The sequence below is a fragment of the Alcaligenes sp. SJTW-7 genome (assembly GCF_047716895.1).
Lineage (GTDB): Bacteria > Pseudomonadota > Gammaproteobacteria > Burkholderiales > Burkholderiaceae_B > Alcaligenes > Alcaligenes ammonioxydans.
The window spans coordinates 3611322-3638117 of sequence record NZ_CP136682.1; the positions used below are offsets into that span (position 1 = coordinate 3611322).

Below are 26796 nucleotides of genomic sequence, written 5' to 3' on the forward strand. Positions count from 1 at the left end.
GCTCCAGACATTGAAAATCTGCCTGACTTCCAACAAGGAAGCATATGATTTTTTTTGAAAAAAAACCCCGTCCCAAAAGGACGGGGCCAACCTCAACAAGCAATTGAAAAACTCTTAAGGCAATTCCACGGCCACCGGACCACGGGGACGGGAACAGCACAGCAAGACTTTGCCCTCTGGCACAGGGTCCAGAGGCTCTTCAAAATAATCGACCTCGCCCGATACCAGGGTGCACATACAGGTATTGCACAGGCCGGCCCGGCAATTAAAGTCCGGACTCAAGCCCGTTTCCTCAGCCAGATCCAGCAGGGAAGGACAGTCCTCATGCCATTGGGCCTGACGACCGTCGGGCAGGAACGTCACGGTTTGCGTCGCATCCACGGCGGTTTCCGCACTGGTTTGCGCAGCAGCTTCAGTGATGGCGGGGAGCAACGCCTGCTCTGCGTTCACCCCTGCGGCGCTGGAGACCACGGCCGTTTGCCCCTCAGGCTGAACCGTGCTGGCGGCAGTATCGCCAGCCAGGGTGTTTTCCAGCACCGTGGCCGGGCCAAAAAACTCGTAGTGAATGCGCTCTCGCGTCACTCCCAGACTACGCAGAACGCCGTAATTGCTCTGCATGAAGGCACCAGGCCCACACAGGTAAAACTCGTAATCATCCAGCGGTAGCCAACGCTGCAAATGCTCACGGGTAATCAGTCCCGCCACATGGTGCAAACCGGCTTGTACGTCATCTTCAGTCGGGTTGCGATAGCAGAAGTAAAGTTGCACGCCGTCACGCTGTGTGGCCAGTTCACGCATTTCATCCGCAAAGGCATGAACCGAGCCGTTATCGCAGGCGTGAATCACGTAGACCTTACGCTGACTGCGTTTCAGCAAACGATGCAGCATGGCCAGCAAGGGAGTCTGGCCCACGCCGCCACTTAGCAGCACCACAGGCCGCTGGCTGCTCTCGTCCAGCACAAACTCGCCAAGTGGCCCTGCCGCGCTCAGCACATCACCTGGCTGCACCTGTTGATGCAGATAGGAGGAGGCCAGACCATCGGCCACGCTTAACCCTACCGGGGCCTTCTCGTGTTTGACGGAAATACGCAAGCGGTCCGTGCTGTCGGGGTCCCCCGACAGACTGTAATTACGCAACACGGTTTGTCCGTCAATTTCCAGACGAAACACCAGATACTGGCCTGGCTGATAAGGCGGCATCACACCGTCCACCGGGGCCAGCACAAAGGAGGTAATCACATCGCTTTCACGCTGTTTTTCCAGAACACGGTAATCCCGAAAACGGCGGCTGGCCGGGGATGCAGTGGACGCAGATGAGGCAGTCGGGCTCATGACGCTCAAGCCGCCGGGGTCTCGCTGGCGACCGTCTGCTCGGCCTGAATCAGCTGGCTGATCTTGCGACGGAAGCGCAAGGGGCCGGAATCCAACGGCAAGTCCAAGGCAGCGGGACGCTCTTTCAGGGCTTTATGCACCTCTTCCAGAACCACTTTGTCTTCCAGGAACGCATGGCGCACGTCTTCGTTGAAAATCTTGGAAATGGCCTCGTCATCCGGGCTGAAGTTGCGCAGCTGGAACCAGAAGTAGCGGGTGTGTTCCTCGTCGATAGGGGTCAGGAAGTTATAGGAGTCCATCAGGAAAACGTCTGGGTGGTACTCGCTGGGCTGCTCGGTGGCGGCACCGGCAGGCAGGAAGATGGCCTTGATAACGGCCAGCGACGGGAAGCGTACTTCGTATTGCTGCTTGCGGTCGCAATTGCCTTCAAATTTCACAAACTGCTTGTAAAACGGCGCAACTTCCACGTTTTTTGACCAGCGCGAGACCGTCACGCCATTGTCCTCAACCTTCACCGTCAGGGGCAGGCCGATGATGTCGGGGCTACCAAACGAGCTTTGGTGTACCCAGGATACGTGCGAGGGGTCCAGCAAATTGTCGGTGACGTACAAGTAATTGCAGTCCAGTTCCATGGCATCGCCACGATTCACGCCCCATTCGGGATTGTCCCACTCGGGGATATCAATCAATTTGGACGGGTCTGCCAGCGCAGGGTCCCCCATCCAGACCCAGACCAGACCATAACGCTCCGCACAAGGATAACTACGTACCACCGCACTTTTAGGAATTTGCGCCACGCCGGGCGCCTTGGTACAGGAGCCGCTGCAATCAAAGGTCAGGCCGTGATAGCCACACTCCACCTGATCACCAATCAAGCGACCTTTGGACAAGGGCAGACGACGGTGCGGACAGGAATCTTCCAAAGCAACCGGCTGGCCGTCTTCTCGACGGTACAGCACCAGATTTTCGCTAAGCATACGCACGGGCAGCAAGCTGCGGCCAAGCTGCGCAGCTAAAGCGCCAACATACCAAGCATTACGTACAAACATGGTTTACTCCCAACTCTGAATGCGACGCATGAAGGCGAAACGCATCCACCCATGCTCTATGTGTCTTTGAAGAATGCCGAGCCAAGGCCCAGGATCATCATAAACGCAATTAAATTCAGGCTACTATCCATTTCGTTTAGAATTTCTAAACCTAAATGACTGTTCTGAACGGGGCCTACCGATCATGGATACTTTGCCTCCCCTACGTGCCTTGCAAGTCTTTGAAACGCTGGGCCATAGCCAAAGCCTGCAAGAAGCCGCCCGACGTCTAAAAATTACACCCGGTGCGATCAGCCAGCAATTACGGTTGCTGGAACAGTCGCTGGGCTGCAGCTTGACCTACAAGGAAGGCAAGCGCCTGCGGCTGACGGCGGCCGGGGTACGCTTTCACGAAATTTGCACCCAGGCTTTTGAGCTCCTGCGTGACGGCCGGCAAGAAATGGAGCGGTCGCGCAATACCAGCCTGTTATCCATCAGCGCCCTGCCATCCATGCTGAAAACCTGGATGGCCCCGCTGGCATTTCGATGGCAAGAGCACTATGACCCAGAACTGACGCTGCATCTGAAAGGCAGCCATGCCGAGCCTGATCTGGAAGCAGAACAGATTGATTTTCGGATTACCTATGGGCAAGCAGCCGCCCGCCCCCGCAGCTTTACCGAACTGTATACCGATCGAGTCGTCCCCGCCTGCAGCCCGCTTCTGCTGCAAGGGCAGGCTCCGTTGCGGCATCCACGTGATCTGCTGAACTATCCGTTGCTGTCCTCGGACTGGCAGCCGCGCTTTACCTCGCCACCGTCCTGGCGAGACTGGTTTGAATCGCTGAGCGTCGACCCCGGCGAGCTGCCCTTGGATCGCTTCCGCGTTTTTTCGCTCTCGCATATGGCTTTGGAATGCGCTGTCGCCGGTCAAGGGTTTGTTTTAGCCCAATGCTCGATGATAGAAAAAGAAGTCCGCCACGGGCAGCTTATCCTGCCCTTCTCCCATTCCTTACCCCTGCCCTGGCCCTACGTGTTGACTCGACGGGCAGGCGCCTTTGAATCGCCCCATAGTCAGGACTTTCACCGCTATTTACTAAACCGGGCTCGACAACAGGAGCAGATCAATCAGGAGATTCTGTCCCGGGCGTTAGCCTAAGTCCGCCGCCGACAGACGGTTTCAAGAGGGCTGGGTTGAACCGGCCCAATATAGGCAAGCGACTTACCGGCCAGGATGCGGGGTGATCCAGCGGCCTGATCTGGATGGACGGGTCGGGCTGCGTTGCCGCTCAGTCTGGGTAGACTTCCTTTCCTCCAATTCACCGAAAAAAAACGTGTTGCCGGCCCCACAAAGGCTGGCAACACGTTCTTGGCTTCGTCAGCAACGACGGTACGGTTTAGGCCACGACTGCCGCCATCGACTCCGCAAAATAATCAACGTTGGACTGATTCAGGCCAGGCACGCTGATGCGGCCCGATTCCAGCACGTACACGCCATAATCGTCACGCAGCTTCTGAATCTGCTCTTTGCTCAGCCCGGTGTAGCAGAACATGCCTTGTTGTTTGACGAAATAGCTGCTGTCGTACTGGGGCGCCAGTTCTTTCAAACGCTCATGTACACGCTTGCGCATGGCAGCGATACGCTGACGCATGGTTTCCACGTCAGCCGACCATTCCGCCAGCAAGGTTTCATCCGACAAGACCGAGGCAATCGCCTGACCACCATGCGAGGGAGGATTGGAGTAAATGCGACGTACCACCGCTTTCAACTGCCCCAGAACACGATCTGCTTCATCGGCGCTCTGGCACACCACCGACAACCCGCCGCAACGCTCGGAGTAATAGGAAAAGTTCTTGGAAAACGAGTTTGCCAGCAGGAAGCTCAACCCGGCATCCACCATGGCACGTACGGCAAAGGCGTCTTCATCCAGACTACGACCAAACCCTTGATAGGCCATATCCAGGAAAGGAATCAGCTTGCGCTGCTGCAGCACAGGAATCAGTTGCAGCCACTGCTCATCGCTCAGATCGGCCCCGGTGGGGTTATGACAACAAGGATGCAACAAGACAATGCTGTACTCGGACAGCACGGAAATGTCCTCCATCAACCCAGTGAAGTCCAGACCGCGAGTGGCTGGATCGTAGTAGCGATAGGTATGGGTACGAATGCCCGATCCCCGGAAAATGGAGTGGTGGTTATCCCAGGCCGGGTCACTGATCCACATTTCACTCTCGGGGTAGGCTTCGTGCAAAAAGTCGCCCCCGACTTTCAAGGCGCCGGAGCCACCCAGTGTCTGAATGGTCGCCACACGTCCTTCCTGCAGCACCTTGCTGTCGGCACCAAACACCAGCTTCTGTACAGCGCTGCGGTAAGAAGCCAAGCCTTCAATAGGCAGATAGCCACGTGGCTGGCCCTTGGCGGCCCATTGCTCTTCAGCGCGGCGAGCCACGTCCAGCAGGGGCAGACGGCCTTGCTCGTCGTAATACAGACCAATGGTCAGGTTAACCTTGCGATCGCGCGGATCGGCGTGAAATGCCTCATTCAAGCGGAAAATCGGATCGCCACCATAGGCCTGCAAATGCTCAAACATGCTTGTTCCTTGAAAAATTACGGTTCTGGGCCGTCCGGTTGGTCGACGGTCTGTCCAAATATGCATTGACCTTATACCTTGGGCCTGCTTTAGCCACTATATCGGGGATCTTTTGGCAGCACCTGAACATGCGAGCGATGCGTGAATGCCTCATCAGACTTGTCCCCCCTGACCAGGCACCGCACCTGTTCTTGTCTAGTCGGTGCAGGCAACGCATCGCGCGCCTCCCTATCTCGCCTTGGGTCAGTCGGATTCAAGGGACATGAAGGCATGATGGCGGTCGCGTTGCCCGGGCCTTGCCAGCAAAGAATATACATGGCTTTTTCGCGATGCAGGAAGCCTCGTCAGCGCTGGGCGGGGTTTTGCCCGACCTGCCGTTCCTATGTCACCGTATTGTCATATGCAGATCCTGCTCAAGACCGTTAACATGAGACTTTCATCGTTTCCACACAGGAGTCCGCCGTGCCCGTATCGTCGCTGCCCAGTCCCGTATCCTGCCCTTTAAAAGGGGCCAGCAATTTCCGTGATATTGGCGGCTATGCCACGGACTCCGGCTCTTTTCGTAAAGGTCGTGTCTACCGCTCGGACCATCTGGCAGATTTAAGCCAGCAGGATCTGGACATCCTCAAGGAGCTGGGCATTGCGCGCTCCCTGGATTTTCGCGGGGCGCACGAGCGCAAACGTTCGCCTTACCAGTACAGCTTTTTGACCAGTCACGCCCTGACAGTCGAACCCACCGTCTTACCCGATTTTCTGGACATGCTGGCTCAAGGCCAGGGGGATGTGCAGGCTGCGCACGCCACGATGAACAAGACCTACACCGAGTTCGTAACCACCCATGCCCGCACCTTTGCCCAGGTCTTTGATCAACTGCTGCAAGCCGATACGCCCGTGGTGATGCACTGTACGGCCGGGAAAGACCGGACTGGCTTTGCCGTGGCCTTGTTGCACCGCGCCGCTGGCGTCCATCCAGATGATGTCATGCATGACTATCTGCTGACCAAGCAGTTCTTCCGCCGCCCCGATCTGCCTGATAACCGGGGTATCCGCGACGAAGTACTGGATATTCTGTGGGGTGTTCAGCCCGAGTTTTTGGAAACCGCCTTCAAGACGATTGATGCTACCCACGGCAGCCTGGATCGGTTTTTCCAGGATGCCTTACAGCTCAGCCCCGCCCGACGCGAGGCCCTGCTGGAACGCTACGTCGCCTAAACCACCCTCACGGAGGTCGCGGGCAGTTCCCAGTGACCTTCCAGACTCAAGGCCGGTCCCAGCACATTGCGCCAGGTTGGCAGATCATGCATTTGCGTGAACAAGGGCATGCAATAACGCGGCTGCACCATATCCACCAGCCAGCGCAAATCGGACAGACGGGGATGCACATTCCAGCACAAGGTGTGAGTGCCGCGCGGCGCGTGCGGGGCGACATAGCCGGTGTGTATCAGCAAGCGGCTGCCGGGCGCTGCCTCCGGGTCCAGGGAGTGCAGCCGATGCTCCCGGATCAGCTCGCCCGCTTTGCCCTGACACCCGTCCGGTTCGCCGGCCAGCACCAGGTGAGCATGCGGATCAAAGGCGGCAGCACGCGGCATGAGCTCGCGCAACGCCTGTTGCACCCCAGGCAATAACAGGTCACTGCTCTGACTGATCATGCGGGTCAGGTTTTCATAGCAGGACGCATCCATGCTCCAGTCCTCGTATCCTTGCTGCTGACGCCACAGGGCAATCTCTATTGCCCGGCCCGAAGGCGGCACCGGCAACAAGGCGGGATGAGACTGTAACAAGGATTCCAGAATGCTCCAGGCCACATGATGCGACTGGTCGTACAAACCGTAAGAGGCGTCCAGTAAAGCCAGATGCGCAGGTGGTGGCAAGTCAAACGGAAACAGCAGGGATTCGCAGGAAAAATCCCCGCTATAAAATAGCCCGCCCCCCACATCCAGATGCAGCCAGACACCTCCCAGCGCGTGGCCGGACAAGCCGGTACGCACAGCAATATCACCGATATAGGTCGTGCCGCGCGTGGGCAGCTCGCGCCAGGTTCGCCCGGCAGGCAAACTGCGTGCGGTGGAGGCGGTGGCATAGACAGGAATATGCTCGGGCAGCTGGGACAGCGCGCCGATATGGTCCTGGTGATCATGGGTGACCAGGATGGCATCCACCTCCAGTCCGTGATACCAGTCGCACGCCTGCCCGGGATACAGCGGGCCGCCTGCATCCAGCAGGAGTCGCAGGCCACAGGCCTGTACAAGGATAGCGGCGGGCGCCTTGCCTCCATAACCGCTCAACACCGTCACCTGGGTCTGGTTCATGGTCCTTCCCCCACAAGGCCGTGTGATCCACACATCGCCAAGCCACACCCGGCATCCTGCTGTGTCGCAGGGCTAAGCACCGGGCACACAGGCAAAGCATCGATTAGCGCAATAGGCCGCAGCACAGGCTGCCGGACAGAAAAAGGCATCAACTTAAAGAACCAGAGTCACCGAAGTGCCCTGCCTTAAAAAGACTACGACAGGCTCAGGTTAAACAAGAGTTCTTTCAGCCCTGTTACAGTTTTATGGCAGTTCGATGGCAGTGTGGGCTCGCGGACAAAACCGGCAAAAATAAAAAAAGAGCGCCAACATCAGCGCTCCGAAAGTGGGGGAACAACAAACAGGATTTCAGACAATCAAAGGCGTCAGGAACACAGCCAGCACCACCGCAGTCAGCAAGCGCATCACGATGCCCAAAACAGCCGCTACCATGACCTCCTTTTCATTCAGATCCGAGCATTCGGCCCAGACCACGGGAATCTGCCCAAAGACCGCAGACAAGGGCAAGCCGGAGGACGCCAGTACAAACGAGCCCACCACCAACGACGGGTCCAGGGTCGAGGCAATCGCCTGCAATTTGCCCATCGCCAGGGTAGGGCTGACCAGCATGGCCAGCAAACCGGTTTCAGGGTGAATGTTCAAGGCCAGCAAACCACGCTCAAGCACCGCACTGATCGGCGCCCAGACGCCGATATGCTCAAGCAGGCCAATGACGCAAAACACCAGAGCCACTGCCGGGATCAGAATCAACAGCAAGAGCTCTACCCCTTCCCGGGCCGCCTTGAACAACATGGGCGCAAAATCGATATTCGGCGTAAAGCGGGGGGCCGCGAGTAAATCCACCGAACGAACATTGCGGTAGACCAGGCGTGACAACAGCAGGGGGGACAGCAGCAAAGGACCGAAGATCGCAATCAGCACCACGGCAAAGACATTGACCCCCGCAAAGGTCAGCGCCATCATGCCCAACATGAAGGTCGAGAACGACTGTTGGGACTGCACCATCGTGGCCACTGCAATCTTCTGCTCGTCCTTGGTGGCTCCGGCCTGGCGCAACAAAGGTCCCGAGATACGGCCAGCCGCGTTGATGTCGCCAAAAATGTTGTACACACTGGGAATAATCACCGCTGGATTGATCCCGATAGCGCGCATGGCGGGCATAAAGACCCGCATCATGGCGTCGGTAAAACCCAGGCGCTCCAGCAGGCGTCCAATGATGACGCTGATAATGACCGCCACCCCCACCTGTCCGGTCAAGAACACATCCACCACGACCGGTTTGACCTTGTTGAGCACGGTATCAAAGGCACCGGACAAGGTAGCGGGATAGAAAAACAGCGTCAGCATGGCCAGGATCAACAAGCCCAGGCCGACTGCCTCAATACGCTCCAAAGGACGACGTCCCGCAGGCGCTACATGCACTACTTTGTCGATTTCTATTGTTTTGTTATCCATGTCTCTCTCCGTTCAGGAAGCTGGACCTACTGGAAGCTCAACACGTTCTTGCCCATCAGATGGGCGGTCGAAAAGTGCTGGGCGTAGTCGCGCAAGCGGGCGCCTCCTACCTGATGCACGGGTGTGGAGGTGACCCGGTCACGGAACATCACCACCTCGACACCCTCGAGCAAGGCGCTCAAGGCATAAGCCAGCGGCAGCCCATTTTCCAGAATTTCCAGCACATGACTGTTACCCACCAGGAAATTCAGGCCCAGCTCCCGAGCACACTCAATCAGTGCATGACCGTCATAAACCCGGCTGATCGACGCCAGTACCGTATCCACCCCCGGATTCTCGGCCACCGCCTGGCGCAAATGTTCGGGGCTGAAACCGGTATGGGGGAAAATATGCAAAATGCGACCCACCCGGCTGCTGCGTTCCCCCAGACGAATCGCGCCGCGGGTCAGGGTGCTGGTCTCCAGAATGCTCTCGTTGCCCTTGATGCGACGTTCCGCCTGCAATAGTTGATCCTCCAGATCCAGACCCATGAATCCGTCCAGGCGATCGAGCATATCGCCCAAGGTGCTGACCTCCTCCAAGGGTTCACCCACGAACATGACATTGCCATGAATGGCCCCGTAGGCGATATCGCTTTTTACGACTTTGTGACCATGCAGATACGCAATACCCGGATGCAGGCCGTGAAACGCCTCGTGGCATTCCAGCGCCGCCACGCCGTACAGGTCCAGATAATCCTTCAAGGTCACGCCCCCACAACTGGCCGCATCGGCAATCGGGTGGTGCGCGACAATGGCATCCACACCCGTAGCGCCAGCCAGCTCAATACTTAGCTCGGACATGGTCATGCACACTGCCACCTTGCGCACTTCCTTGTTGGGATCACCATGAATCAAGCCGGGTATCTCCAAGACTTCCTTACCGTAAATCCCCGAGGACTTCCAGATCACGAAGGGATGATGGCCGCACTTGACCTCATCCATACAGGACACCATGCGTCCCCCTGTGATTACATTCAATGCATCTAGCAAATCGGCTACATAGGCCATGATTTTGTCTCCAAATAAAAAGCCGGCCTCCGGCCCTGGGAATTCCCAGTGCCCGAGGCCGGCGGTATGCAAGCACTTCCTGTCGGCAACTTCCCCGAAGCAGGCCTGTCACGGCCTGAACCCGGCTCCACAGCCCGATGCACACAGAACATCCGGCTTCAGAAGGAAGGACAACAAGACTGTCTACCAGTCAGCTTCTTTTTATCGATTTGGAATTCAGGGCGGCAGCTCACACCACCGCCACTGCATTCACACTCCTTTTTGCAACAACACCATGGTGGAAGACAACTGCGCGACGGCATCGTAGTCCTTGAAGATGGCCACAACATCCAACCCGTACTCTTCCACCAAAACCTGCTTCATCTCCTTTTTGAAGGCCTTGATCAAATACAGATCGGCCAGATCCGCAATATGCGCATTTTCCCGGCTCAGGGTCTGCAAAGCGGGCTGACGCTTGTGCACCGCCAACATGCTGATCCTGTCATCCGTTACATCTATTTTCAGTGTCACGACACCAGATGCAAAAATACTGCTATTGATGCGGTTGTAATCCCGGGTCAGCGCCTGCTTGAATTCGCCTATAGAAGAAAAGCCTGCCATTCCCATTGCCTACCCCCAACATGCTTGAATTATTGTCGTTTTTCAGTGTGCAGCAACGACCTCCTGGGCCGCCTTGCCAAGCTGATAACGGCGATACGCCAGGCCAGCGACCGCAATATCCTCAATTGCCACACCCACTGATTTATACACGCAAATACCCTGTGCGTCGTAGCCCTGACCCGGGTCTAATTGCAACCAATCGCTGAGCTCGCACAACTTGCCGTGGATACCACAGTCCGGTGCCGCCAGAATCAAGTCTCCAGCCTCAGCCAGTGTCTGCTCCCCCCACTCCACCACAACCGTGCCCGCCCGCTCCAGACAGGCATCGTCCAGCTCCCGCGCAACCGGCAAACTGGAACCGACCGCCGCCACAAAGCAGCCGGGCTTGAGTGTGCGTCCATCAAACAGGGGCTCCCGACTCCGGCTGGCCGTCACCAGAATGTCCGCCTGTACGGCGATCTCCTCAGGACGCATGGCACGCACCGGTACACCGCATTCCAGCTCCAGCTTGCGACAACGCTCCTCGTTCACATTCGGGCTCCAGACCAGAAGCCGACGCACGTCAAAAGCCTGACAAAACTGCATGGCATGCGCGATCCCTTGAGCGCCCAGACCCAGCACGCCCAGGGTTTGGGCTTGAGGGTTGGCACCCCGACGCGCCGCCAACACCGAACAGGCTGCTGTGCGCCATTGCGTAATCGCACCGGCCTCCAGCGTGGCCAAGGCCTGACCACTGAGTGCATCAAACAACACGATGACAAAGTTGAACGCGCCCCGCACCGTCGTGTAGATCTTGGCCCCTGCCACCTGTTGGCTTGGTATGACCGCCCCCAGGGTGGACAGACGCGTCTCCCCCACCTGCGTGCGCACACGACGCTGCTGGGCCGCGCGCCCCTGTCCAAACTCCAGAAAGGCCTGCTCCAGCACACCCTGCACGGCGGCAGCGTCAAGCAGTTCATGGAGTTGCTGATCGGTCAAATGCAGCATGGGCGACTCCTCTTACCAGCTCACCGTGACATCGCCACGAACAAAGGTCTGGCACGCCATGCGAAAGCCCTCTGCCAGGTCCTGCTCCGACAAATGCTTGTGTTCTTTGGCCTTGACCTCATCCGTATTGTCCAGTCCTTCGGTAATACGGCATTTGCAAGTCCCGCAAATGCCTCCTCCGCACTTGAACGGTATACCGCCCCGCTCCCGGATTGAGACCCGCAGCAAGTTGCTGTTTTCTGCGGCGGACACCACTAAGTCATTGTTCGATGCAAATGTAATCTGAACCATATTCTGCTACCTCAGGATTGCTGCTGTGCCGGGGTCTGGTCCCCAGCCTGGTGACCGACGGCCTGACACTGACGCAACTCGGCCTGGATGCTGCCAAACTGCGTCAGCCCGGCCAGCTCTTCATAAGCCTGCTCGGCGGTTGCAAACTTTTCCATTTGCCGGGTAGGAATGTCATTGATCGTGCCGTTGGGCGTCTCTTCCACAATACGCACGCGCGACCCTTCCTGAATGCGCGCGATGGCAAACACCGCTTTGAAACGTCCCTGAAAATGGTATTCATACGCTGCCACCGTCTCCACACCCACACCCGGCTCCGTGCGATATTCCCCCGGCTTGCTGGTCAGTACCACATACATCACTGCACCTCCTGCATTTCAGCCTGCTCCAGAACAATGTCCTGCGTAATCCACAACTGGCAGGCCAGCCGCCAGCCCTGATCCAGGCGTTCACCCAATTGCTTTTTCTCTTTCCAGTTGGCGGCAGGCAGATGCTCGGCCCCGTCCAGCACACGACACGCGCATTTGGCGCACTTGCCCATGCCGCAACCGTAGGTCAAATGAGGAAAGGGGAATTGCTTGATGCCCGCCCTGACCACCAAATTCGTGTTCTCCTGCACTTCGCCCACATGAGTCTGGCCGTTTTTATGAAAAGTAATGGTTGGCATAAGACCTCCTGCTTGCTGCCAATGATGCGACCGGATTGCGAGCCCTGACCGCCTGAAAAACCAAGAACGGTATACCAAGTCAAAAAATGCGCTTTCTCCGCAACAGATTTCCTTAGTTTTAAACACAAATTTCTTTCAATTTGAGTAGAAACCCCTATTGCGGTATACTTAATTCAATTAAAACCTTAAACGAGATTGTCATGAAAACCCCCGTCGAACGTCGCTATTTGCAGCGTCCCGTCGGCGAGCAGTTGCTGCCTCATTTGGCTCAGCGCAAGCATCTGCGCCGTCGTATTCCACTCATCAATCTGCCCTCGCTCACTGAGCTGTTTGGTAGCCGAAAGAAGCGCGACCCCAAAGCGGCCCACGATCAGCTCCCGCACAGCGCCTAGGCAAGAGAAGGCTCTGCCGCACGGGTATCGGACTGAAAGTTGAAGGCATCGGCATACATGAACTGCTCATTGGCACCATGTTCCTTGAACAGGCCACGTGCCTGCTCAATCATCACGGGCGAGCCGCACAAGTAGATGGCATGCTCTGACAGGTCGGGTTCATCCCGGCATACCTGTTGTTGCACATAGCCCCGAGCGCCTTGCCAGCTCTCGTCAGCATGGGAGAGCACCGGGACAAAACGGAACTCGCACAAGCGGTCCGCCCAAGACTCGATTTCCTGGGCCAGATACAAATCCTCGGGTCGGTTCATCCCCCAGTACAGGCTCACGGGCGGGCAATCTTCCTTGTCCAGCAAGGACTCCAGAATTGCCTTGATCGGTGCAATACCCGTACCGGTGGCCACCATGACCATGGGCCTCCAATCTCGCTCACGCCAATAGAACACGCCCAAGGGCAGTTCCAGTCGCAGTTCGTCTCCAGCCTTCAAGGCTGGCAGATGCACCTGGGTAAAACGACCGCCTTCCACTTCCCGCACATGCAGTTCAATCCGACCCTGTGCCGCATCGGCATTGGCCATGGAAAAACTGCGCGCACGCCCGTCCTCGAGCAGGATGTTCAGATACTGACCCGGACGAAACTGCACTTGCACGTCCTGGGGCAACTGCAAGGTCAAGCGCCAGATTCCCTGGCACGCCCGCTCCACGCGATGAACCTGCGCCCTGACTTGCCGAGTTTCTGGCAGCTCATCACGATGGGCAGCCAGACTGATTTCAATATCGGCATCCAGTCGAGCCTGGCAGGCGGCGGCATGGCCCTGCTCGTGTTCTTCATCAGTAATGCTCATGGGCAGGCTGTCATCCTCGTAACACACCTTTCCGCGAGTGACCTGAATGCGGCATGTGCCACAGCCACCGAACTCGCAGTCGCTGTAAATACGTACGCCTTGGCGCTGGGCGGCCTGCAAGAGGGTCTCCTGCGGTTCTACCCAAAACTGCTCGCCCGTTTCCTTGATATCGACACGATGGGCCATGACCCGTCCTCCTGATGCCACTATTTCTTGATATCGGCCTGAACCAATACATCCAGACCCTCATCCTTCAAGGCCTCGGCCAGCGCCTGCAAGCCAGCAACCCCGGCTGCCGTGTCCTGCTCGCCATTACCACCACTCAGGCCTATGCCCCCAATCACTTCGCCATTGACCACAATGGGGTAGCCACCCACAAAGGCGGCAAAACGCCCCTCAAAGCTCAGCTGAATACCGAAAGCCTCATTGCCGGGCAAGGCCGGACCATTGGGCGCGGTAGTGAACAAATGGGTCGAGCGCTTATGGCCCGACGCTGTAAATGCCTTGTTCCAGGCAATCTGGGCACCCGTGATACGCGCGCCGTCCATGCGTTCCATCACAATGGGATAACCGCCCTCATCGACCACACACACTGTCTCCAGCACACCAATCTCTTTGGATTTGGCAATCGCCGCGTCCACCATCAAGCGCGCTTCGCGCTGTTCCAGACGTAGGATCTTTTTCATAATGCTTCTCGGTAAATCGGGTTAATAAAATTCAGATGCCGCGATACACGGTCTTGATCTGGGTGTAGAACTCCAGACCCGCACGACCGGATTCACGGAAGGTAGACGTGCTGGACTGTTTCAGCCCGCCAAACGGAGCATTGATCAGATTGCCGGTTGTCGTGCGGTTAATCTTGACGGTCCCGGCCTCGATATCATTGGCAAAGCGATGCGCATACTCGGCACTGCGTGTCACGATGGCAGCCGACAAGCCGTATTCGGTATCGTTGGCCATGGCCAACGCCTGCTCATAGGAATCGATTTCCAGCAAGGCAATCACGGGTCCAAAAATTTCTTCACGGGCAATACGCATCTGCTGGGTCACGTCCGTAAACAAAGCCGGGCGCATGAACAGGCCGCGTGCGTAGTCGCCTTCGGTCAAACGTTCGCCGCCCAGTAAATGGGTGGCTTCCTGCTTGCCAATGGCCACATATTCCAGAATGCTTTCCAACTGGCTTTCGGTGGCAATAGGCCCCAGATCGGGATTGCTATTCAAACCATTACCCACGGTCAAGGCGCTGACTTTCTCTACCAAGCGCCGCGTGAATTCTGCTTTGACCTGACGATGCACCAGCACACGGCTGGTCCCTGTGCAGGCTTGCCCACTCAGAGAAAAGCCACCCTGCACCACCAGCTTGACGGCCAGATCCAGGTCGGCGTCCTCCATGACAATCAAGGGGTTCTTGCCACCCAGCTCCATTTGGGTCCGGGTGCTCATACGTGCCTGACGACAAATGTCTTCACCCGCCTGGGTCGAGCCAGTAAACGAAATAGCGCGTACCTGAGGGGATTGCACCAGCGTGGGCCCTACTTCACTGGCCCTGCCATGCACCAGATTCAGCACACCAGCCGGAATCCCCGCTTGTGCAAAGGCTTCACACAGGTAGTAGCCGGTCAAGGGCGTATCAGACGACGGCTTGAACACAACGGTATTCCCGGTGATCAGAGCGGGGGCAATCTTGCGTGCCGGGATGGAGATGGGGAAATTCCAGGGCGCAATCACTGACACCACACCCAATGGCTCGCGCTGGGTATAGACCAGTTGCTGCGCATCATCCTGGGGAAATGTCTCGCCGGTGTAAGTCTGGCCTTCAACCGCATAAAAGCGCAGGGTCTGGGCCGAGCGCCCGACTTCCATCTTGCTTTGCGCCAGCGTCTTGCCTTCTTCCCGCGTCAAGCCTTGCGCAATGCGCTCCACATTGGCATCGAGCCACGTGGCCGCTGCATTCAAGATACGTGCCCGAGTGGTGATCGGCGTGGCCCGCCATCCGGCAAAGGCAGCCTGGGCAGCAGCCACGGCGGCCTGCGCATCCTGCGCTGTGGACAGCGGGAAAATGCCCACTACATCGTCCCGATCAGCCGGATTCAGATTGGGCTGCGTACGTCCGCTCTGGCTGGGTTGCCATTGCCCATCAATAAAATTGTCGAAAACGACGTCCTTGAGATTTTCCACCGCTGTACTTCCTTGTCTCTAGATTGGCGGGCAGCCCATCTGCCCGCCCGACTTTCCGGCTCAGGCCGCTTCCAGTTGCAATTCCTGCAGGCTGATCTCGTCTTTGACGTAGTCGTTGTACAAGGAAGTTGTATACAGTAGACGCATTTCGGCGCCAATTTCACAGATACGCAGGCAGCGCTGCTGCAGTTCCACGGTGTTGGCGTGCTCCAGCACGATCTGGTAGCCGCGTTCGCCATGAATCTCGTCGGACACGATATGCAGGTCGAAAAACTCCACCTCTTCGTCGGTAAAGCCGTACTTTTCGCGCAATGTGGGCGTTTGCTTGCGATAAATCGAAGGCACCTGGGACTCCAGGCCCACCACCAGACCAGCAACCGCCACCACCGGATCTTCACGCATGGCAATGGCGTAGCACCAGGCCTGCAGCGCACGCGTGGTGGCATTCATATTGTCAGGGTTTTCAATACGGGCCCGTGTCGTGCCGCAAGCCTCGCCAAAGCGGATCAGCAGATCGGTGTGGCGGTCACCACCAATTTCCTCTTCGTACATATTGGCCAGCAAGAAGTCTTTGGCTTCCACGTATTCGGCGGGAGTGCGGGCATACAGATAACCCAGGTAATCGGCAAAAGGGCCCACATAGTGATAGTGGTTTTCAGCCCAGCGAGCCAGATGCTCACGGCTTAATTTGCCAGTTGCCCAGGCAATGCTGAAAGGAGAGGTGTTGGCACTTTTACCCTTGATGGCGGTTTCCAGTGCGGTGCGAAATTCATCGCGATTCAGCAGTTTTTCCATGACTGTTTCCTTGTTGAAAGACGTCGCCCTTTGCTGCAGTCGACGAAAGATGAGGTTTGGACTATTTAAGTATATTGTATACCGTCTACTATTTTAGAAAGTAGGGAATAACCCTGCCTGGCTCTCAGCCCAGCGCGACACAACCATCTTTGCGCGGATCGGAAACGGCCTTCAAACGGCCGTCCGCCAAACGTTCGACCGCCTGGGCGCCACCGAAATCGCTGCGACCTGCCAGCTCGCCGACTCCCTTATCAGGCGGTCCATACGCCGAACCACGCAAGAAAGCGGCGCAATGTGCATCAAACCCCTCTTCCAAAGCCAGTCTGCCCGCTGCCTCCAGACGCCAGCGTGGGGCAAACAAAGCGCGCTCTAGCGGCCAGCCGTCGCGCAGCACACGTGTCCAGATCTGGATCTGGCCCTGCGGCTGCATCAAACCGCCCACCACACCCAAGCCCATATGAAAGCGGCCGGAGCGCAAAGCTACGGAAGGCACGACGGTGTGATAAGGCCGTTTTCCTGGCCCTGGCCCATTGACATGCCCCGGCCCGGAAAACCCGAACCCCCGGTTTTGCAACACAAATCCACAACCGGGCACCGCATAGCCCGAGCCAAACCGTTTGAAAATACTGGACATGAACGTGACCGCCAGACCCTGTCCATCCACCACTACCGTGCAGACGGTGTTGCCTGCCGGATCGCACACCACCCGGGAAGCCTGAGCCATGGCCGCTTCAGTGGCTTGAACCAGCGCCAGTTCAGCAGCCGCCTCGTCGGCCGGCCGATGCCAGGCAGCCTGAACCGCCTCCAGCACGGCGACGCCATGTGTATTGGGAGGACACTCAAAAAGACTGAATTCACCAAGAGCCGTGCTCACCGGTTCACAGAAAAAGCCCTGATGCCGCTGAAAGTCCTGGGCACGCAATAAGCCCCGTACCTGCTTCATGGCCCGTTCCGCCTGCTGGGCGGGACGCCCCAGATAAAAAGCATCTGGCCCCTGCTCGGCAATCTCTTGGAGCACAAGCGCCAACTCGGGATTCACATAGCGCTCACCCGCCTTGGGGGGATTGCCAGCACGATATAAGGCGGCACAGGCCGGATCACGGTGTAGAACAAAGTCAAAGATGTGCCATTCCCGGGCTGCCACGGGCGCCACGGCAAAACCCTCCCGCGCGGCCTCGATAGCCGGCTGGAACAGGCTTGCCCAAGCCAGGCGCCCATAACGCTGATGCATATCCCACCAACCCCGCACCAGTCCCGGCGTGGTGATCGACAAGACATGGCGCTCGGGAATACGTTCTCCTGGCAAGGCCTGAACCTGCTGAGCCGTCAGCAGCAAAGGGGCTGCTCCGCTGCCGTTATAGGCCACAGGCGTACTGTCTGGCGGCGCAATCATGGCCAACAGATCGCCCCCTATACCCGTGGCCATGGGTTCGACCACCCCCATCACGGCATCGGCAGCAATCGCGGCATCGACCGCAGTGCCCTTGAGCTCCAGCATGCGCTGCGCTGCCCGTACAGCCAGAGGATGACCCGCCGCCACCGCCCACTGCTGTCCCAGCCCTTGCTTTTCGCCCGCACGATAGGCTGTCGTCTCCATATCGCTCATCCAAATATCAGCACTGCGCAGATCGTCGAGAGCGCCATCCCACTTAGCACGGGTATCGTCAACGCGCGCACCAGATCCAGAATGTGTACACGGGCGAAACCCGCCACGGCAATCAATGACGACCAGGCAATCAGAGTGCCTCCTCCCGTCCAGATAGCGCCGATCTGTCCTACTGCAGCCAAGGTTTCCACTTCCAGGCCGGAGACCGGGCTCAAAGCCGAGGCCAGGGTGCCGGTCAAAGGCAAGCCCGAAAAGCCCGAACCATCAATGCCCGAGATCATACCGACCAGCAGCACACCAAAAGCCACCAGGAAATGATTGTCCGGAATCAGGTGCTGACCGGCTGAAATCAGCTCGAACAGCAAGCTGGGCGTCTGATCCAGCGGCGTACCCAAAATAGCGGACGTTGCTTCACTAGCCCCCAGAAAGAAGAAGCCGGCAATGGGCAAGACCGAACCCATGGCGCGAAACGCGAACACAAAACCATCGGTCATATGATCCGGGCAGGTATCCAGCATACGTCGCGGGCCTTCGGCCATACAGGTGGCAATCATCATCAGCACAAAGGCCACGCCACCCACCAGACCGGCAGCATCCCCGCCCCGCAGCACCGGCAGGGATGGAATAAAGCGCGGCAAAAGCATGATGCCAATGACACCCAGAAAGGCCAGCGGCGTGGCCCAGGCGAGGATGCGCGAATAACGCTCTTCCTTGGCTGTCAGCCCCACATGCACCGTATGCTCATTCCCGGCGGTGCCACGGGCAATCTCTGCCTTGTCATACGTTCCTTGGGACTCGACCTCATCCAAGGTACTGTCCGGGGCCTGTCGCATCCAGGCATCCAGCAAACGACTGTCTGCCGGTTTGAAATGACGCCGCATCAGCAAAAACGCCAGACTCAGGGCGACCCCACCCGTAATCCAGGACAAGACCAGCGCACGATCTGCCAGGACAGCCACATCCGCACCGACACCGGCCGCCTTGGCGCTGATACCGGGAGCCACGCCGATAATGTAATCTGACGACAAGGCCATACCCTGCCCGCAAATGGCAATGGCCATGGCCCCCACCAGGGGCGGCAGGCCTGCGGCGATGGCAGCGGGAAGCAGAATGGCCGAGACCAGTGGCACCGCAGGTGTAGGCCAGAAAAACAAGGAAATGAAATAGGTAGCCGCCGCAATCATCAAAAACGACGATCCACTATTGACCATGACCTTACGAAAGGGGGCCACCATCTTTACATCGGCTTCCAGGCGCTTCAAGGAATTGAGCAGCGCCGTCATGAAGGTAATTACCAGGAAAATATTGAACAGTTCCTGGGCCGCCACAAAACTGGCTGAAAAAATGCTGATGAAGCCCTGAATCGGGCTGCCTGTTATGGCGGTAACAACGGCCAAGGTGCCAATCACGGATGGCACCACCACGTTGGCCCGGAAGATCATCGTAATGATGATCACCAGAACGCTGATCAAATAAGCCCAGTGCGCCGCACTGAGCACCACGTCGCTTTGCATGTATCCCCCTTTCCTTCTCTTTTTTCTGACTATCGAGCACACCTGAAACGGTATACTATCTTCAATCTTTATTTCATATCAGAAAAATCTACCGGAAATTGGGGAAAACTCTGAGAGTTTGAAGAGTAAAACTTCCGGATTGAATACCTTATACAAATAAAAGGATGGGTATGGCGGCTTTAATCGATCTTGTGGACCCGCTATCCTGGTTGCTGATGGCGTGTCTGGTGGTTCTGGCCGCTTTTCTGCAAGGAGTAGGCGGGATTGGCTTTGCCATGCTGGTGGCCCCCATTGCAGCACTGATCTTCCCGCAACTGGTTCCTGGCCCCTTACTGGCTCTGGGTGGCAGTGTCTCCTTGCTGGCCGCGCTGCGAGAGCGCACCTATATCGTGCCGCATGTCGTGACCTGCGCGCTAGGGGGACGTGCTGTGGGTTCGGTCATCGCCGTACTGGGCATGACACAGCTGCCTCTGGAAGCCGTTAACCTGGGTTTTGCGGTCGCTATCCTGGCCGCCGTCGCACTGAGCGCCTGGGGCCTGCGCATCCTGCCCTCCCTGCGCAACATGATTCTGGCCGGCATTGCATCGGGCATCATGGGCACACTGACCTCGGTGGGCGCCCCTGCCCTGGCCATGGCCATGCAAAATCTGGCTCCTGCACAGCTACGCGCTTCTCTGGGTCTGATTTTATTTTTAGGCGCCAGCCTGTCACTGCTACTGCTTATTCTGGCAGGCCTGTTCACCCTGCAGCAGGCCATGCTCAGCATCGTGCTGTATCCGTTCATGCTGCTGGGCTTTGCGTTGTCAGGACAGCTACGCCATAAAGTCAGCCTGAGCTTGATGCGCAGGCTGCTGTTGGGCATCTGCTCGCTCAGCGCACTCGCGTTGATTGCACGGACTTTATGGAATTGATTGCTTAGGGGCCAAACTGTATACCATATTCAGAAAAGCACGCTCACGCCGTATAATCATGCCTGGCCCTTTTGCCCGATTGCACAGGTCGTACCATGAATATCCCCAGCTTCAGCCTTCCTCATTCCTTGACCGGCTCAGACAACCGTCGTCTGGGTGATCAGCATGCGTCATTGTTTGCCGTCATCCGTGATCAATTACGCGAACGCATTCTGAGTGGCGAATTTCACCCCGGTGACCGACTGGTGGAGGGCAAGCTGGCTACCGAGCTGGGCGTCTCGCGCATACCGGTACGAGAAGCCCTGCGAGAACTGGCCTCAGAAGGGCTGGTCACTATTGAGCCACGCCGTGGTGCCTCGGTGGCCGTGCTGTCGGCAGAGATCGCCTACAACATGGCTGAAGTACGCGCCACCTTGGAAGGCCTCAACGCAAAGCTGGCTGCCCAGCGTCGCGATCCCGCCAATATCGAGAAGCTGCAAGCTATTCTGACCCAAGGCCACGACGCGATGGACGCCGGCAATCTGGACTTGCTCAAATCCCTGAACCGGCAATTTCATGAAACCCTGGCCACCATGTCGGGCAATATCGTGCTAACCGAACTGATGCGCTCCTTGCGTGATCGCACCGCATTGCTCTTTGCGCCCAGCAATTTGCAACGCATCCGCCAAAACTGGGAAGATCACGCTCAGATTCTGAATGCCGTCGTAGCCGGCAATGGTGATCTGGCCAACCTGCTGGCCACCCAGCATGTCCATAATGCGGCCAAAGCGTATCAGGACGCCCAAAGCGGCGAGAAACCCTGATCGATCAAGTCGGCGTGCTCCACCTCCAGCGCTGGACCTGAGCCCGTGCACAGGGTTCGTCGACCCTGAAAGACGCGTGCCCCAGCGTCCGCATTGATTTGACTGTTGAAAGTCGCAGCGCGCGTGCCGTGGGCAGCCTGCACGCCCTACTCTTGAGTCACACGACGTGCCAGGCTGGCCTTGCACAGGGGCTTCGTCACGACGGTGCCCACCTCCCCGGCCATGGCTCGCCACTCGCCCCATCGCTGCCTTGCTTTTTCAGAATTAGACAATAAAAACCCCGGCAATGACCGGGGTTGGCTGGGCTATGATCAGCTCAGTTAAATGTCCAGCAGATCTCCCATATCATCTGCGTGTTCTTCCTCAACAGCCATAATCTCAATCAGCATCTGGCGGGTCGTGGGGTCGGTGTCGCCGATACGTTCAATCATCTGCCGGTAGGACTCAATGGCAATACGCTCGGCAATCAGATTGGCACGGATCATGGATTTAATATCACTGCTGTCGTCATATTCCGCGTGGCTGCGTTCAACCAGATTCTGAGGATTGAAGTCTGGCTCGCCGTTCAGTTGTACGATCCGCTCGGCAATACGGTCGGCATGCTCGGCTTCTTGCCGGGCATGCTCCAGAAACTCGGCTTTGATAGGTTCATTGTTCAAACCGGTGGCGGTGAAATAGTGGCGCTTGTAGCGCATCACACAGACTAGCTCGGTGGCCAGAGCTTCATTGAGCATCTGAATGATTTCTTCGCGATTGCCCTTATAGCCGGACGCCACCGCCCCATCGTCCACAAACTTCTTGGCAGCCGCGCGAATAGCGGCAACATCAAAGGGACCGTGGTTTGGTGTCACAACTTTATGCTTACTCATTGCATTCCTCCGTATTGATTCCCACCGCGAACGCGCGGCGCCGTATCACGCAACAACCGGAAACGAACACACGGACTTCAGAACCAACCAGAGCTTGCGTTAAGAACAAGCACGTTACCTAAGCCTGGGTTTGAAGTCTGCACGCTGCTTGTGGTTGAGACCGGTCGTGCAAGAAACTGAACAAAGTGGATAGGCTGTTTCATAGTAGCGACTGCTCTCGCGCTTGAAAAGCTGAAAACGGCGGCAGGCGTCAGCCGACACACAGGCAGATTTACGCAGCAGGGCTGGCAAGCACTCACCCCTAAAACACGGAAAACTGACGAGCCATGCGGCTTAGCCAGGACATGGGGTGCCGGCACAAGAGGCCGGAACACGCCCTCATTGTGTTCAAGCCGAGATACAAGACCAAACACTTGGATACAGGCGCACGCTGTTTTCAGGGTGGAAGCGTCCCTTGGCCTCGTGGGCCAGATAAGGCCGATGCCTATTTTAAGAATCAATGGATTCTATTAATATGAATCGACCGTTACTTTTATTGCGGACAATGACTTCAAGAAGCTGGATACTACTGATTTACAAAGTCCCTGCGGAACCCAGTGCCAAACGTCTGGCACTGTGGCGACGCTTGAAAAGCCTGGGGGCGGTTTATCTGCAAAACGGTGTGTGCGTCCTGCCCAAAACGGATGAGCATGTGCGTCGCCTGAAAGTGCTGGAAAATGACATCGCGACCATGCAAGGCGAGTGTGTCCTGCTAGAGACGGTTGCCCTGGACAAAGCCCAGGAGGATAAAGTGATCGCCCGCTTCACGCACGAGCGCAACGATCAATACCAGGAACTGCTGGGTCGCTGCCGGGACTTCGAAGCCGAGATCGACAAGGAAATATCGATTCAGAAATTCACCTATGCCGAGCTCGACGAAGAGGAAACCGACCTGAAGAAACTGGAGAGCTGGTACGAAAAAATCCAGAAACTGGATTTTTATGGCGCTCCCCTGGCACAGATTGCTCAAGAGCGTCTGCAAGCGTGCAGGGCCCGACTGGAAGCCTATGCCCAAATGGTCTACGACGCCCATGAAGAAAACCGCTGATCCCATGCCTGCCCAGGCCCTCGCCTCCCGAGCCAACATTCACCGTAGCGTCTGGGCGCTGGGTTTCGTGTCCATGTTCATGGACATTTCCTCCGAGCTGATCCATGCCCTGCTGCCTATCTACATGGTTACGGTCCTTGGCACCTCGGTACTGGCAGTGGGCCTGATCGAAGGTATTGCCGAAGCCACAGCCTCCATCATGAAAGTGTTTTCCGGCGCCCTCAGCGACCGTTTTGGCAAGCGCAAGCTGCTGGCCGTCATTGGCTATGGCCTGGCTGCCCTGACCAAACCGATTTTCCCCCTGGCGAACTCCTTGGACTGGCTGGTCGGCGCCCGTTTTGTCGATCGCATTGGCAAAGGCATACGCGGCGCCCCCCGCGACGCTCTGGTTGCCGATGTCACTCCACCCGAACTGCGCGGCGCAGCCTATGGCCTACGGCAAACGCTCGATACCATTGGCGCATTTATCGGCCCTTTACTGGCAATCGGACTGATGTGGTGGACGGCCAATAACTACCAGCTAATCTTCTGGGTCGCAGTCCTGCCCGCCTTTACGGCCCTTGCTATTTTGGTGTTCTTTGTACGCGAACCCAAACTACCCGCCACAAACCGCCCCCGCACACTGCCGCTGAACCGGCAAGAGTTAGGCCGCCTGGGCTCCCGTTACTGGTGGGTAATCGTGATTGGTCTGGCCTTTACCCTGGCCCGTTTTAGCGAAGCCTTCCTGATTCTGCGCGGCGAATCCAGCGGACTGCCACCCATGTGGGCCCCAGCCGTGCTGGTCCTGATGAGTGTGGCCTTCTCGCTGTCTGCCTACCCTGCCGGTGTCCTGTCCGACCGCATGCGTAAAACCGATCTGCTCCTGATCGGCGTGGCCTTGCTGATTGCAGCAGACCTGATTCTAGCCTTCGTCCCCGGCCTGTTTGGCCTCGGTTTAGGGGTAGCGCTGTGGGGGCTGCACATGGGATTTACTCAGGGCCTGTTCAATGTACTGATCGCTGACAGCGCCCCCGCCGAACTACGCGGCACTGCCTTTGGCCTGTTCCACCTGCTAACCGGCATTGCACTGCTGCTGGCCAGTGTGATTGCGGGCCTGCTGTGGGACTCCATCGGCTTTCAGGGGACATTTGCCGCTGGCGCACTCTTTGCCGTCTTGACGGGAGCTGGTCTGATCGCCCTACGGCGCTCTGCCCAAGGACACTTTTAAAACGCCGCCTGAGACGATGCAGCAAACGCAGACTCGGGTTCTGCCCACCGTGCCGCCCAACGGGTTGGAGCTAGCTACCTACCCTCAACGGCTCACTGGTTTTCGCCACGCGAGTCGGGACTGCGCAGCCAGGGCGTCAAACGGGGCCCTGCCTCATTGCGAACCGTCGACCTCGTCGACGACGACCCACAAAAAAACCCTGGCCCGCACGCTGCTAACCAGGGTTTCTGAGCCTGAAGGCTGCTGGGAATTAGAACGGAATGTCGTCATCCATATCGGCCAGATTATCCGACATGGGTGCGGGGTTGCGGGGGGCCTGTTGCGGTGCCTGCTGCGCAGGAGCAGGACGCTGAGCGCGCTGAGGAGCCGGCGCACCACCGCCATATTCGCCACCGCCCATGCTGCCACCACCCATCTCGCCGCCACCATCACGACCACCCAGCATTTGCATTTGCTCGGCAATGATTTCAGTCGTGAAGCGTTCCTGTCCGTCCTGACCCGTCCATTTACGGGTACGCAGACGACCTTCCACGTAGACGGGACGGCCTTTGCGAAGGTACTCACCGGCAATTTCAGCCAGGCGGTTGTAGAACACCACGCGGTGCCATTCCGTTTCCTCGCGGCGTTCGCCGGAGGTACGGTCTTTCCACTGCGAAGTCGTGGCAATGGAAATATTGCAGATGGCCGAACCTTCCGCGCTGTAGCGTACTTCTGGGTCACGGCCAAGATTGCCCACCAGAATGACTTTATTTACCGATGCCATGAAAAAATCCTGTAGTCAAAATTTCAATATCAAGCCGTATTATCGTGGATTCGTGCCTTAATTAACACTCCCACGCGGCTGCCGGCGAGACTGTTTTGCCCATGCCGACCATCCCCGTACGACACCTTGAAAGGCCTGTCAGGCTCTGCAGCCCAACCCTGTCGCTGCCATGCCCAGCTCTTGCTACCTGGGCCCATCCGGTCACCTTACAGGCGCCTGCCCGCCCGCTTGTTGCACAGGCGTAACCAACACCGCCTTTCAGTATTTGTCTTTGAACCCACGCGCCGTCAGTAGCCAGAGCACGGCCAGGGCGGCACCCGTCCACAACACCCATTGGATTTGCCCACGACCCGCCAGGACGCCCCCGACCAGCCCACCCGCAAATACGCCCAGGGACTGAGAGGTGTTGTAAAAACCCAGCGCCAAGCCCTTATATTCGGGCGGTGCCACACGCGAGACCAAAGACGGCTGCAAGGCTTCCAGCACGTTAAAACCAATGAAAAACAAGGTCAATGCAGCCACCATGGGCACCAACGCATCGCGTGCCCACGGCATGACAGCCAGTACCACGATCAACAGCAACACAGCCAGTTCCAACGCTTGCTTATGGCGCTTGCGAGTCTCGGTCCAGAACACCGCCGGCACCATCAGTACAAAGGACACCAGGATGACGGGCAGGTACACCTTCCATAAATCCTGCGTTCCATAACCGCCCAAGGTAGCCAGAATACCCGGCACCACGATGAACAAAGACATCAGGATAAAGTGCAGACAGAACACCCCAAAATTCAGGCGTAACAAATCCATATGACGCAAGACCTGCCCAGCCGTGACCCGCACAATCGAAGCGGGCGCTTTAGGGGCGCTGGGCACAGCAAAAGCCGCGATCAACAGACAGACAAAACCCAGCAAACTGATCGCCCAGAACAAGCCTGACAGTCCGAATTGTCCCACCAGAACTGGGGAAAGAACCAGCGATACGGCAAAAGACAGACCAATCGAGCCGCCCACCATGGCCATTGCACGCGTCCGTACCTCAGGGCGCGTGGAGTCAGCCACCCAAGCGGAAATAGCGGCCGAAACCGCCCCCAAACCCTGGATACACCGCCCGACTGTCACCCAGTCGATATGTTGCGCCAGGGCCGAGATCACCCCGCCAATCACAAACAGCGCCATGCCAATGACAATCACCGGACGACGGCCAAAGCGGTCCGAAGCCATGCCCAAGGGAATCTGCAACACGGCCTGTGTCAGGCCATAGGCCCCCAGAGCAAGGCCGACGCGGGCGGCATCATTGCCGCCTGGCAACGCGTGCGCGGCAACAGCGAACACGGGGGTAAGCAAAAACAGGCCCAGCATCCGAGAGGCAAACAACAAAGCAAGCAGGATGCTGGCCTTGCGTTCCTGCCGGGTCAGACTCAGGCGTGCTGGGCGCGAGCCGGCCGTATTCATGGTTTGATGTGTACTCATTTAATACTCTGTCACAACTGGGCTGCCAAGGAGCCCCGTTACCCATTCACATA

At 57.6% G+C, this 26796-nt stretch carries 27 protein-coding genes; 7 read left to right on the top strand and 20 right to left on the bottom strand.

What is annotated here, in order from left to right:
• Positions 1-114: 114 nt before the first annotated feature.
• Together RSQ48_RS16370 and RSQ48_RS16375 are read right to left on the bottom strand one after the other, a co-directional pair.
• Positions 115-1332 (bottom strand): FAD-binding oxidoreductase, encoded by a 1218-nt coding sequence (locus RSQ48_RS16370; protein ID WP_131071075.1) that lies wholly within the window; start codon positions 1330-1332, stop codon positions 115-117.
• A 5-nt stretch (positions 1333-1337) separates the two neighbouring features.
• The gene (locus RSQ48_RS16375; protein ID WP_003805239.1) at positions 1338-2381 is read right to left on the bottom strand and encodes an aromatic ring-hydroxylating dioxygenase subunit alpha; all 1044 of its coding nucleotides are present in this window, start codon (positions 2379-2381) and stop codon (positions 1338-1340) included.
• A gap of 184 nt (positions 2382-2565) precedes the next feature.
• Between RSQ48_RS16375 and RSQ48_RS16380 the strand changes: the two genes are divergently transcribed.
• Positions 2566-3516, top strand: a complete 951-nt coding sequence (locus tag RSQ48_RS16380) for a LysR substrate-binding domain-containing protein (protein WP_003805243.1) — start codon at positions 2566-2568, stop codon at positions 3514-3516.
• A gap of 238 nt (positions 3517-3754) precedes the next feature.
• Here RSQ48_RS16380 and RSQ48_RS16385 read toward each other — a convergent pair whose 3' ends face one another.
• On the bottom strand, positions 3755-4948 hold the full coding sequence (locus RSQ48_RS16385) for an aromatic amino acid transaminase (RefSeq protein ID WP_415301993.1): 1194 nt from the start codon (positions 4946-4948) through the stop codon (positions 3755-3757).
• A 462-nt stretch (positions 4949-5410) separates the two neighbouring features.
• Here RSQ48_RS16385 and RSQ48_RS16390 point away from each other — a divergent pair, with 462 nt between their 5' ends.
• Positions 5411-6160, top strand: a complete 750-nt coding sequence (locus tag RSQ48_RS16390) for a tyrosine-protein phosphatase (RefSeq protein WP_003805247.1) — start codon at positions 5411-5413, stop codon at positions 6158-6160.
• On the opposite strand, the gene RSQ48_RS16395 is transcribed toward RSQ48_RS16390, so the two are convergent.
• The 8 genes from RSQ48_RS16395 to RSQ48_RS16430 form a co-directional block, all read right to left on the bottom strand.
• Positions 6157-7257 (bottom strand): MBL fold metallo-hydrolase, encoded by a 1101-nt coding sequence (locus tag RSQ48_RS16395; RefSeq protein ID WP_415301994.1) that lies wholly within the window; start codon positions 7255-7257, stop codon positions 6157-6159. The two genes, RSQ48_RS16390 and RSQ48_RS16395, sit on opposite strands and share 4 nt — an antisense overlap.
• 348 nt (positions 7258-7605) lie before the next feature.
• Entirely contained in the window at positions 7606-8712 is a 1107-nt protein-coding gene (locus RSQ48_RS16400) for a hypothetical protein (protein ID WP_059318084.1), read from the bottom strand.
• A 26-nt stretch (positions 8713-8738) separates the two neighbouring features.
• Positions 8739-9761 carry a Nif3-like dinuclear metal center hexameric protein gene (locus RSQ48_RS16405; RefSeq protein ID WP_059318325.1) on the bottom strand — a complete coding sequence of 341 codons (1023 nt, stop codon included), beginning with the start codon at positions 9759-9761 and terminating at the stop codon, positions 8739-8741.
• A gap of 249 nt (positions 9762-10010) precedes the next feature.
• Positions 10011-10361: a hypothetical protein gene (locus RSQ48_RS16410; protein WP_003805256.1), complete on the bottom strand. Its 351-nt coding sequence runs from the start codon at positions 10359-10361 to the stop codon at positions 10011-10013.
• Positions 10362-10403: 42 nt separating this feature from the next.
• The gene (locus RSQ48_RS16415; RefSeq protein ID WP_219235340.1) at positions 10404-11348 is read right to left on the bottom strand and encodes an ornithine cyclodeaminase family protein; all 945 of its coding nucleotides are present in this window, start codon (positions 11346-11348) and stop codon (positions 10404-10406) included.
• Positions 11349-11360: 12 nt separating this feature from the next.
• The gene (locus RSQ48_RS16420; RefSeq protein WP_003805258.1) at positions 11361-11639 is read right to left on the bottom strand and encodes a 2Fe-2S iron-sulfur cluster-binding protein; all 279 of its coding nucleotides are present in this window, start codon (positions 11637-11639) and stop codon (positions 11361-11363) included.
• 11 nt (positions 11640-11650) lie between these two features.
• Positions 11651-11995 carry a hypothetical protein gene (locus RSQ48_RS16425; RefSeq protein ID WP_059318082.1) on the bottom strand — a complete coding sequence of 115 codons (345 nt, stop codon included), beginning with the start codon at positions 11993-11995 and terminating at the stop codon, positions 11651-11653.
• Positions 11995-12303 (bottom strand): 2Fe-2S iron-sulfur cluster-binding protein, encoded by a 309-nt coding sequence (locus RSQ48_RS16430; protein WP_003805261.1) that lies wholly within the window; start codon positions 12301-12303, stop codon positions 11995-11997. The genes RSQ48_RS16425 and RSQ48_RS16430 overlap by 1 nt, the downstream gene beginning before the upstream one ends.
• Before the next feature lie 200 nt (positions 12304-12503).
• Between RSQ48_RS16430 and RSQ48_RS16435 the strand changes: the two genes are divergently transcribed.
• Complete coding sequence (locus tag RSQ48_RS16435) at positions 12504-12695, top strand: hypothetical protein (protein WP_003805263.1); 192 nt, start codon at positions 12504-12506, stop codon at positions 12693-12695.
• Here the strand turns inward: RSQ48_RS16435 and RSQ48_RS16440 are convergent.
• From RSQ48_RS16440 to RSQ48_RS16465, 6 genes are all read right to left on the bottom strand, one after another.
• A complete protein-coding gene (locus RSQ48_RS16440) occupies positions 12692-13726 on the bottom strand; it encodes a 2Fe-2S iron-sulfur cluster-binding protein (protein ID WP_415301995.1) in 1035 nt (344 codons plus the stop codon). The two genes, RSQ48_RS16435 and RSQ48_RS16440, sit on opposite strands and share 4 nt — an antisense overlap.
• Positions 13727-13746: 20 nt before the next feature.
• Entirely contained in the window at positions 13747-14226 is a 480-nt protein-coding gene (locus tag RSQ48_RS16445) for a GlcG/HbpS family heme-binding protein (RefSeq protein ID WP_415301996.1), read from the bottom strand.
• Positions 14227-14257: 31 nt separating this feature from the next.
• Positions 14258-15718, bottom strand: a complete 1461-nt coding sequence (locus tag RSQ48_RS16450; protein WP_059318080.1) for an aldehyde dehydrogenase family protein — start codon at positions 15716-15718, stop codon at positions 14258-14260.
• Between the two features lie 60 nt (positions 15719-15778).
• Positions 15779-16513 (bottom strand): TenA family transcriptional regulator, encoded by a 735-nt coding sequence (locus tag RSQ48_RS16455; RefSeq protein WP_003805271.1) that lies wholly within the window; start codon positions 16511-16513, stop codon positions 15779-15781.
• Positions 16514-16637: 124 nt separating this feature from the next.
• Positions 16638-18110 carry a gamma-glutamyltransferase family protein gene (locus tag RSQ48_RS16460; protein WP_301606159.1) on the bottom strand — a complete coding sequence of 491 codons (1473 nt, stop codon included), beginning with the start codon at positions 18108-18110 and terminating at the stop codon, positions 16638-16640.
• A 5-nt stretch (positions 18111-18115) separates the two neighbouring features.
• Positions 18116-19633 carry a hypothetical protein gene (locus RSQ48_RS16465; protein ID WP_003805276.1) on the bottom strand — a complete coding sequence of 506 codons (1518 nt, stop codon included), beginning with the start codon at positions 19631-19633 and terminating at the stop codon, positions 18116-18118.
• 170 nt (positions 19634-19803) lie between these two features.
• On the opposite strand from RSQ48_RS16465, the gene RSQ48_RS16470 reads away from it, so the two are divergent.
• Both RSQ48_RS16470 and RSQ48_RS16475 read left to right on the top strand, forming a co-directional pair.
• Positions 19804-20544 carry a TSUP family transporter gene (locus RSQ48_RS16470; RefSeq protein ID WP_059318078.1) on the top strand — a complete coding sequence of 247 codons (741 nt, stop codon included), beginning with the start codon at positions 19804-19806 and terminating at the stop codon, positions 20542-20544.
• A 95-nt stretch (positions 20545-20639) separates the two neighbouring features.
• Positions 20640-21347, top strand: coding sequence for a GntR family transcriptional regulator (locus tag RSQ48_RS16475; RefSeq protein WP_003805280.1), 708 nt, complete (start codon positions 20640-20642; stop codon positions 21345-21347).
• A gap of 320 nt (positions 21348-21667) precedes the next feature.
• Here the strand turns inward: RSQ48_RS16475 and RSQ48_RS16480 are convergent, their stop codons facing one another.
• Positions 21668-22216, bottom strand: a complete 549-nt coding sequence (locus RSQ48_RS16480; RefSeq protein ID WP_059318077.1) for a ferritin-like domain-containing protein — start codon at positions 22214-22216, stop codon at positions 21668-21670.
• Positions 22217-22760: 544 nt separating this feature from the next.
• Between RSQ48_RS16480 and RSQ48_RS16485 the strand changes: the two genes are divergently transcribed.
• Both RSQ48_RS16485 and RSQ48_RS16490 read left to right on the top strand, forming a co-directional pair.
• Positions 22761-23303 (top strand): Chromate resistance protein ChrB, encoded by a 543-nt coding sequence (locus tag RSQ48_RS16485; protein ID WP_415301997.1) that lies wholly within the window; start codon positions 22761-22763, stop codon positions 23301-23303.
• Entirely contained in the window at positions 23287-24510 is a 1224-nt protein-coding gene (locus RSQ48_RS16490) for an MFS transporter (protein ID WP_003805288.1), read from the top strand. The genes RSQ48_RS16485 and RSQ48_RS16490 overlap by 17 nt, the downstream gene beginning before the upstream one ends.
• A 250-nt stretch (positions 24511-24760) precedes the next feature.
• On the opposite strand, the gene ssb is transcribed toward RSQ48_RS16490, so the two are convergent.
• Positions 24761-25273: a single-stranded DNA-binding protein gene (gene ssb / locus RSQ48_RS16495; protein WP_059318076.1), complete on the bottom strand. Its 513-nt coding sequence runs from the start codon at positions 25271-25273 to the stop codon at positions 24761-24763.
• A 258-nt stretch (positions 25274-25531) separates the two neighbouring features.
• Positions 25532-26743, bottom strand: a complete 1212-nt coding sequence (locus RSQ48_RS16500) for an MFS transporter (protein ID WP_003805292.1) — start codon at positions 26741-26743, stop codon at positions 25532-25534.
• Between the last annotated feature and the right edge of the window lie 53 nt (positions 26744-26796).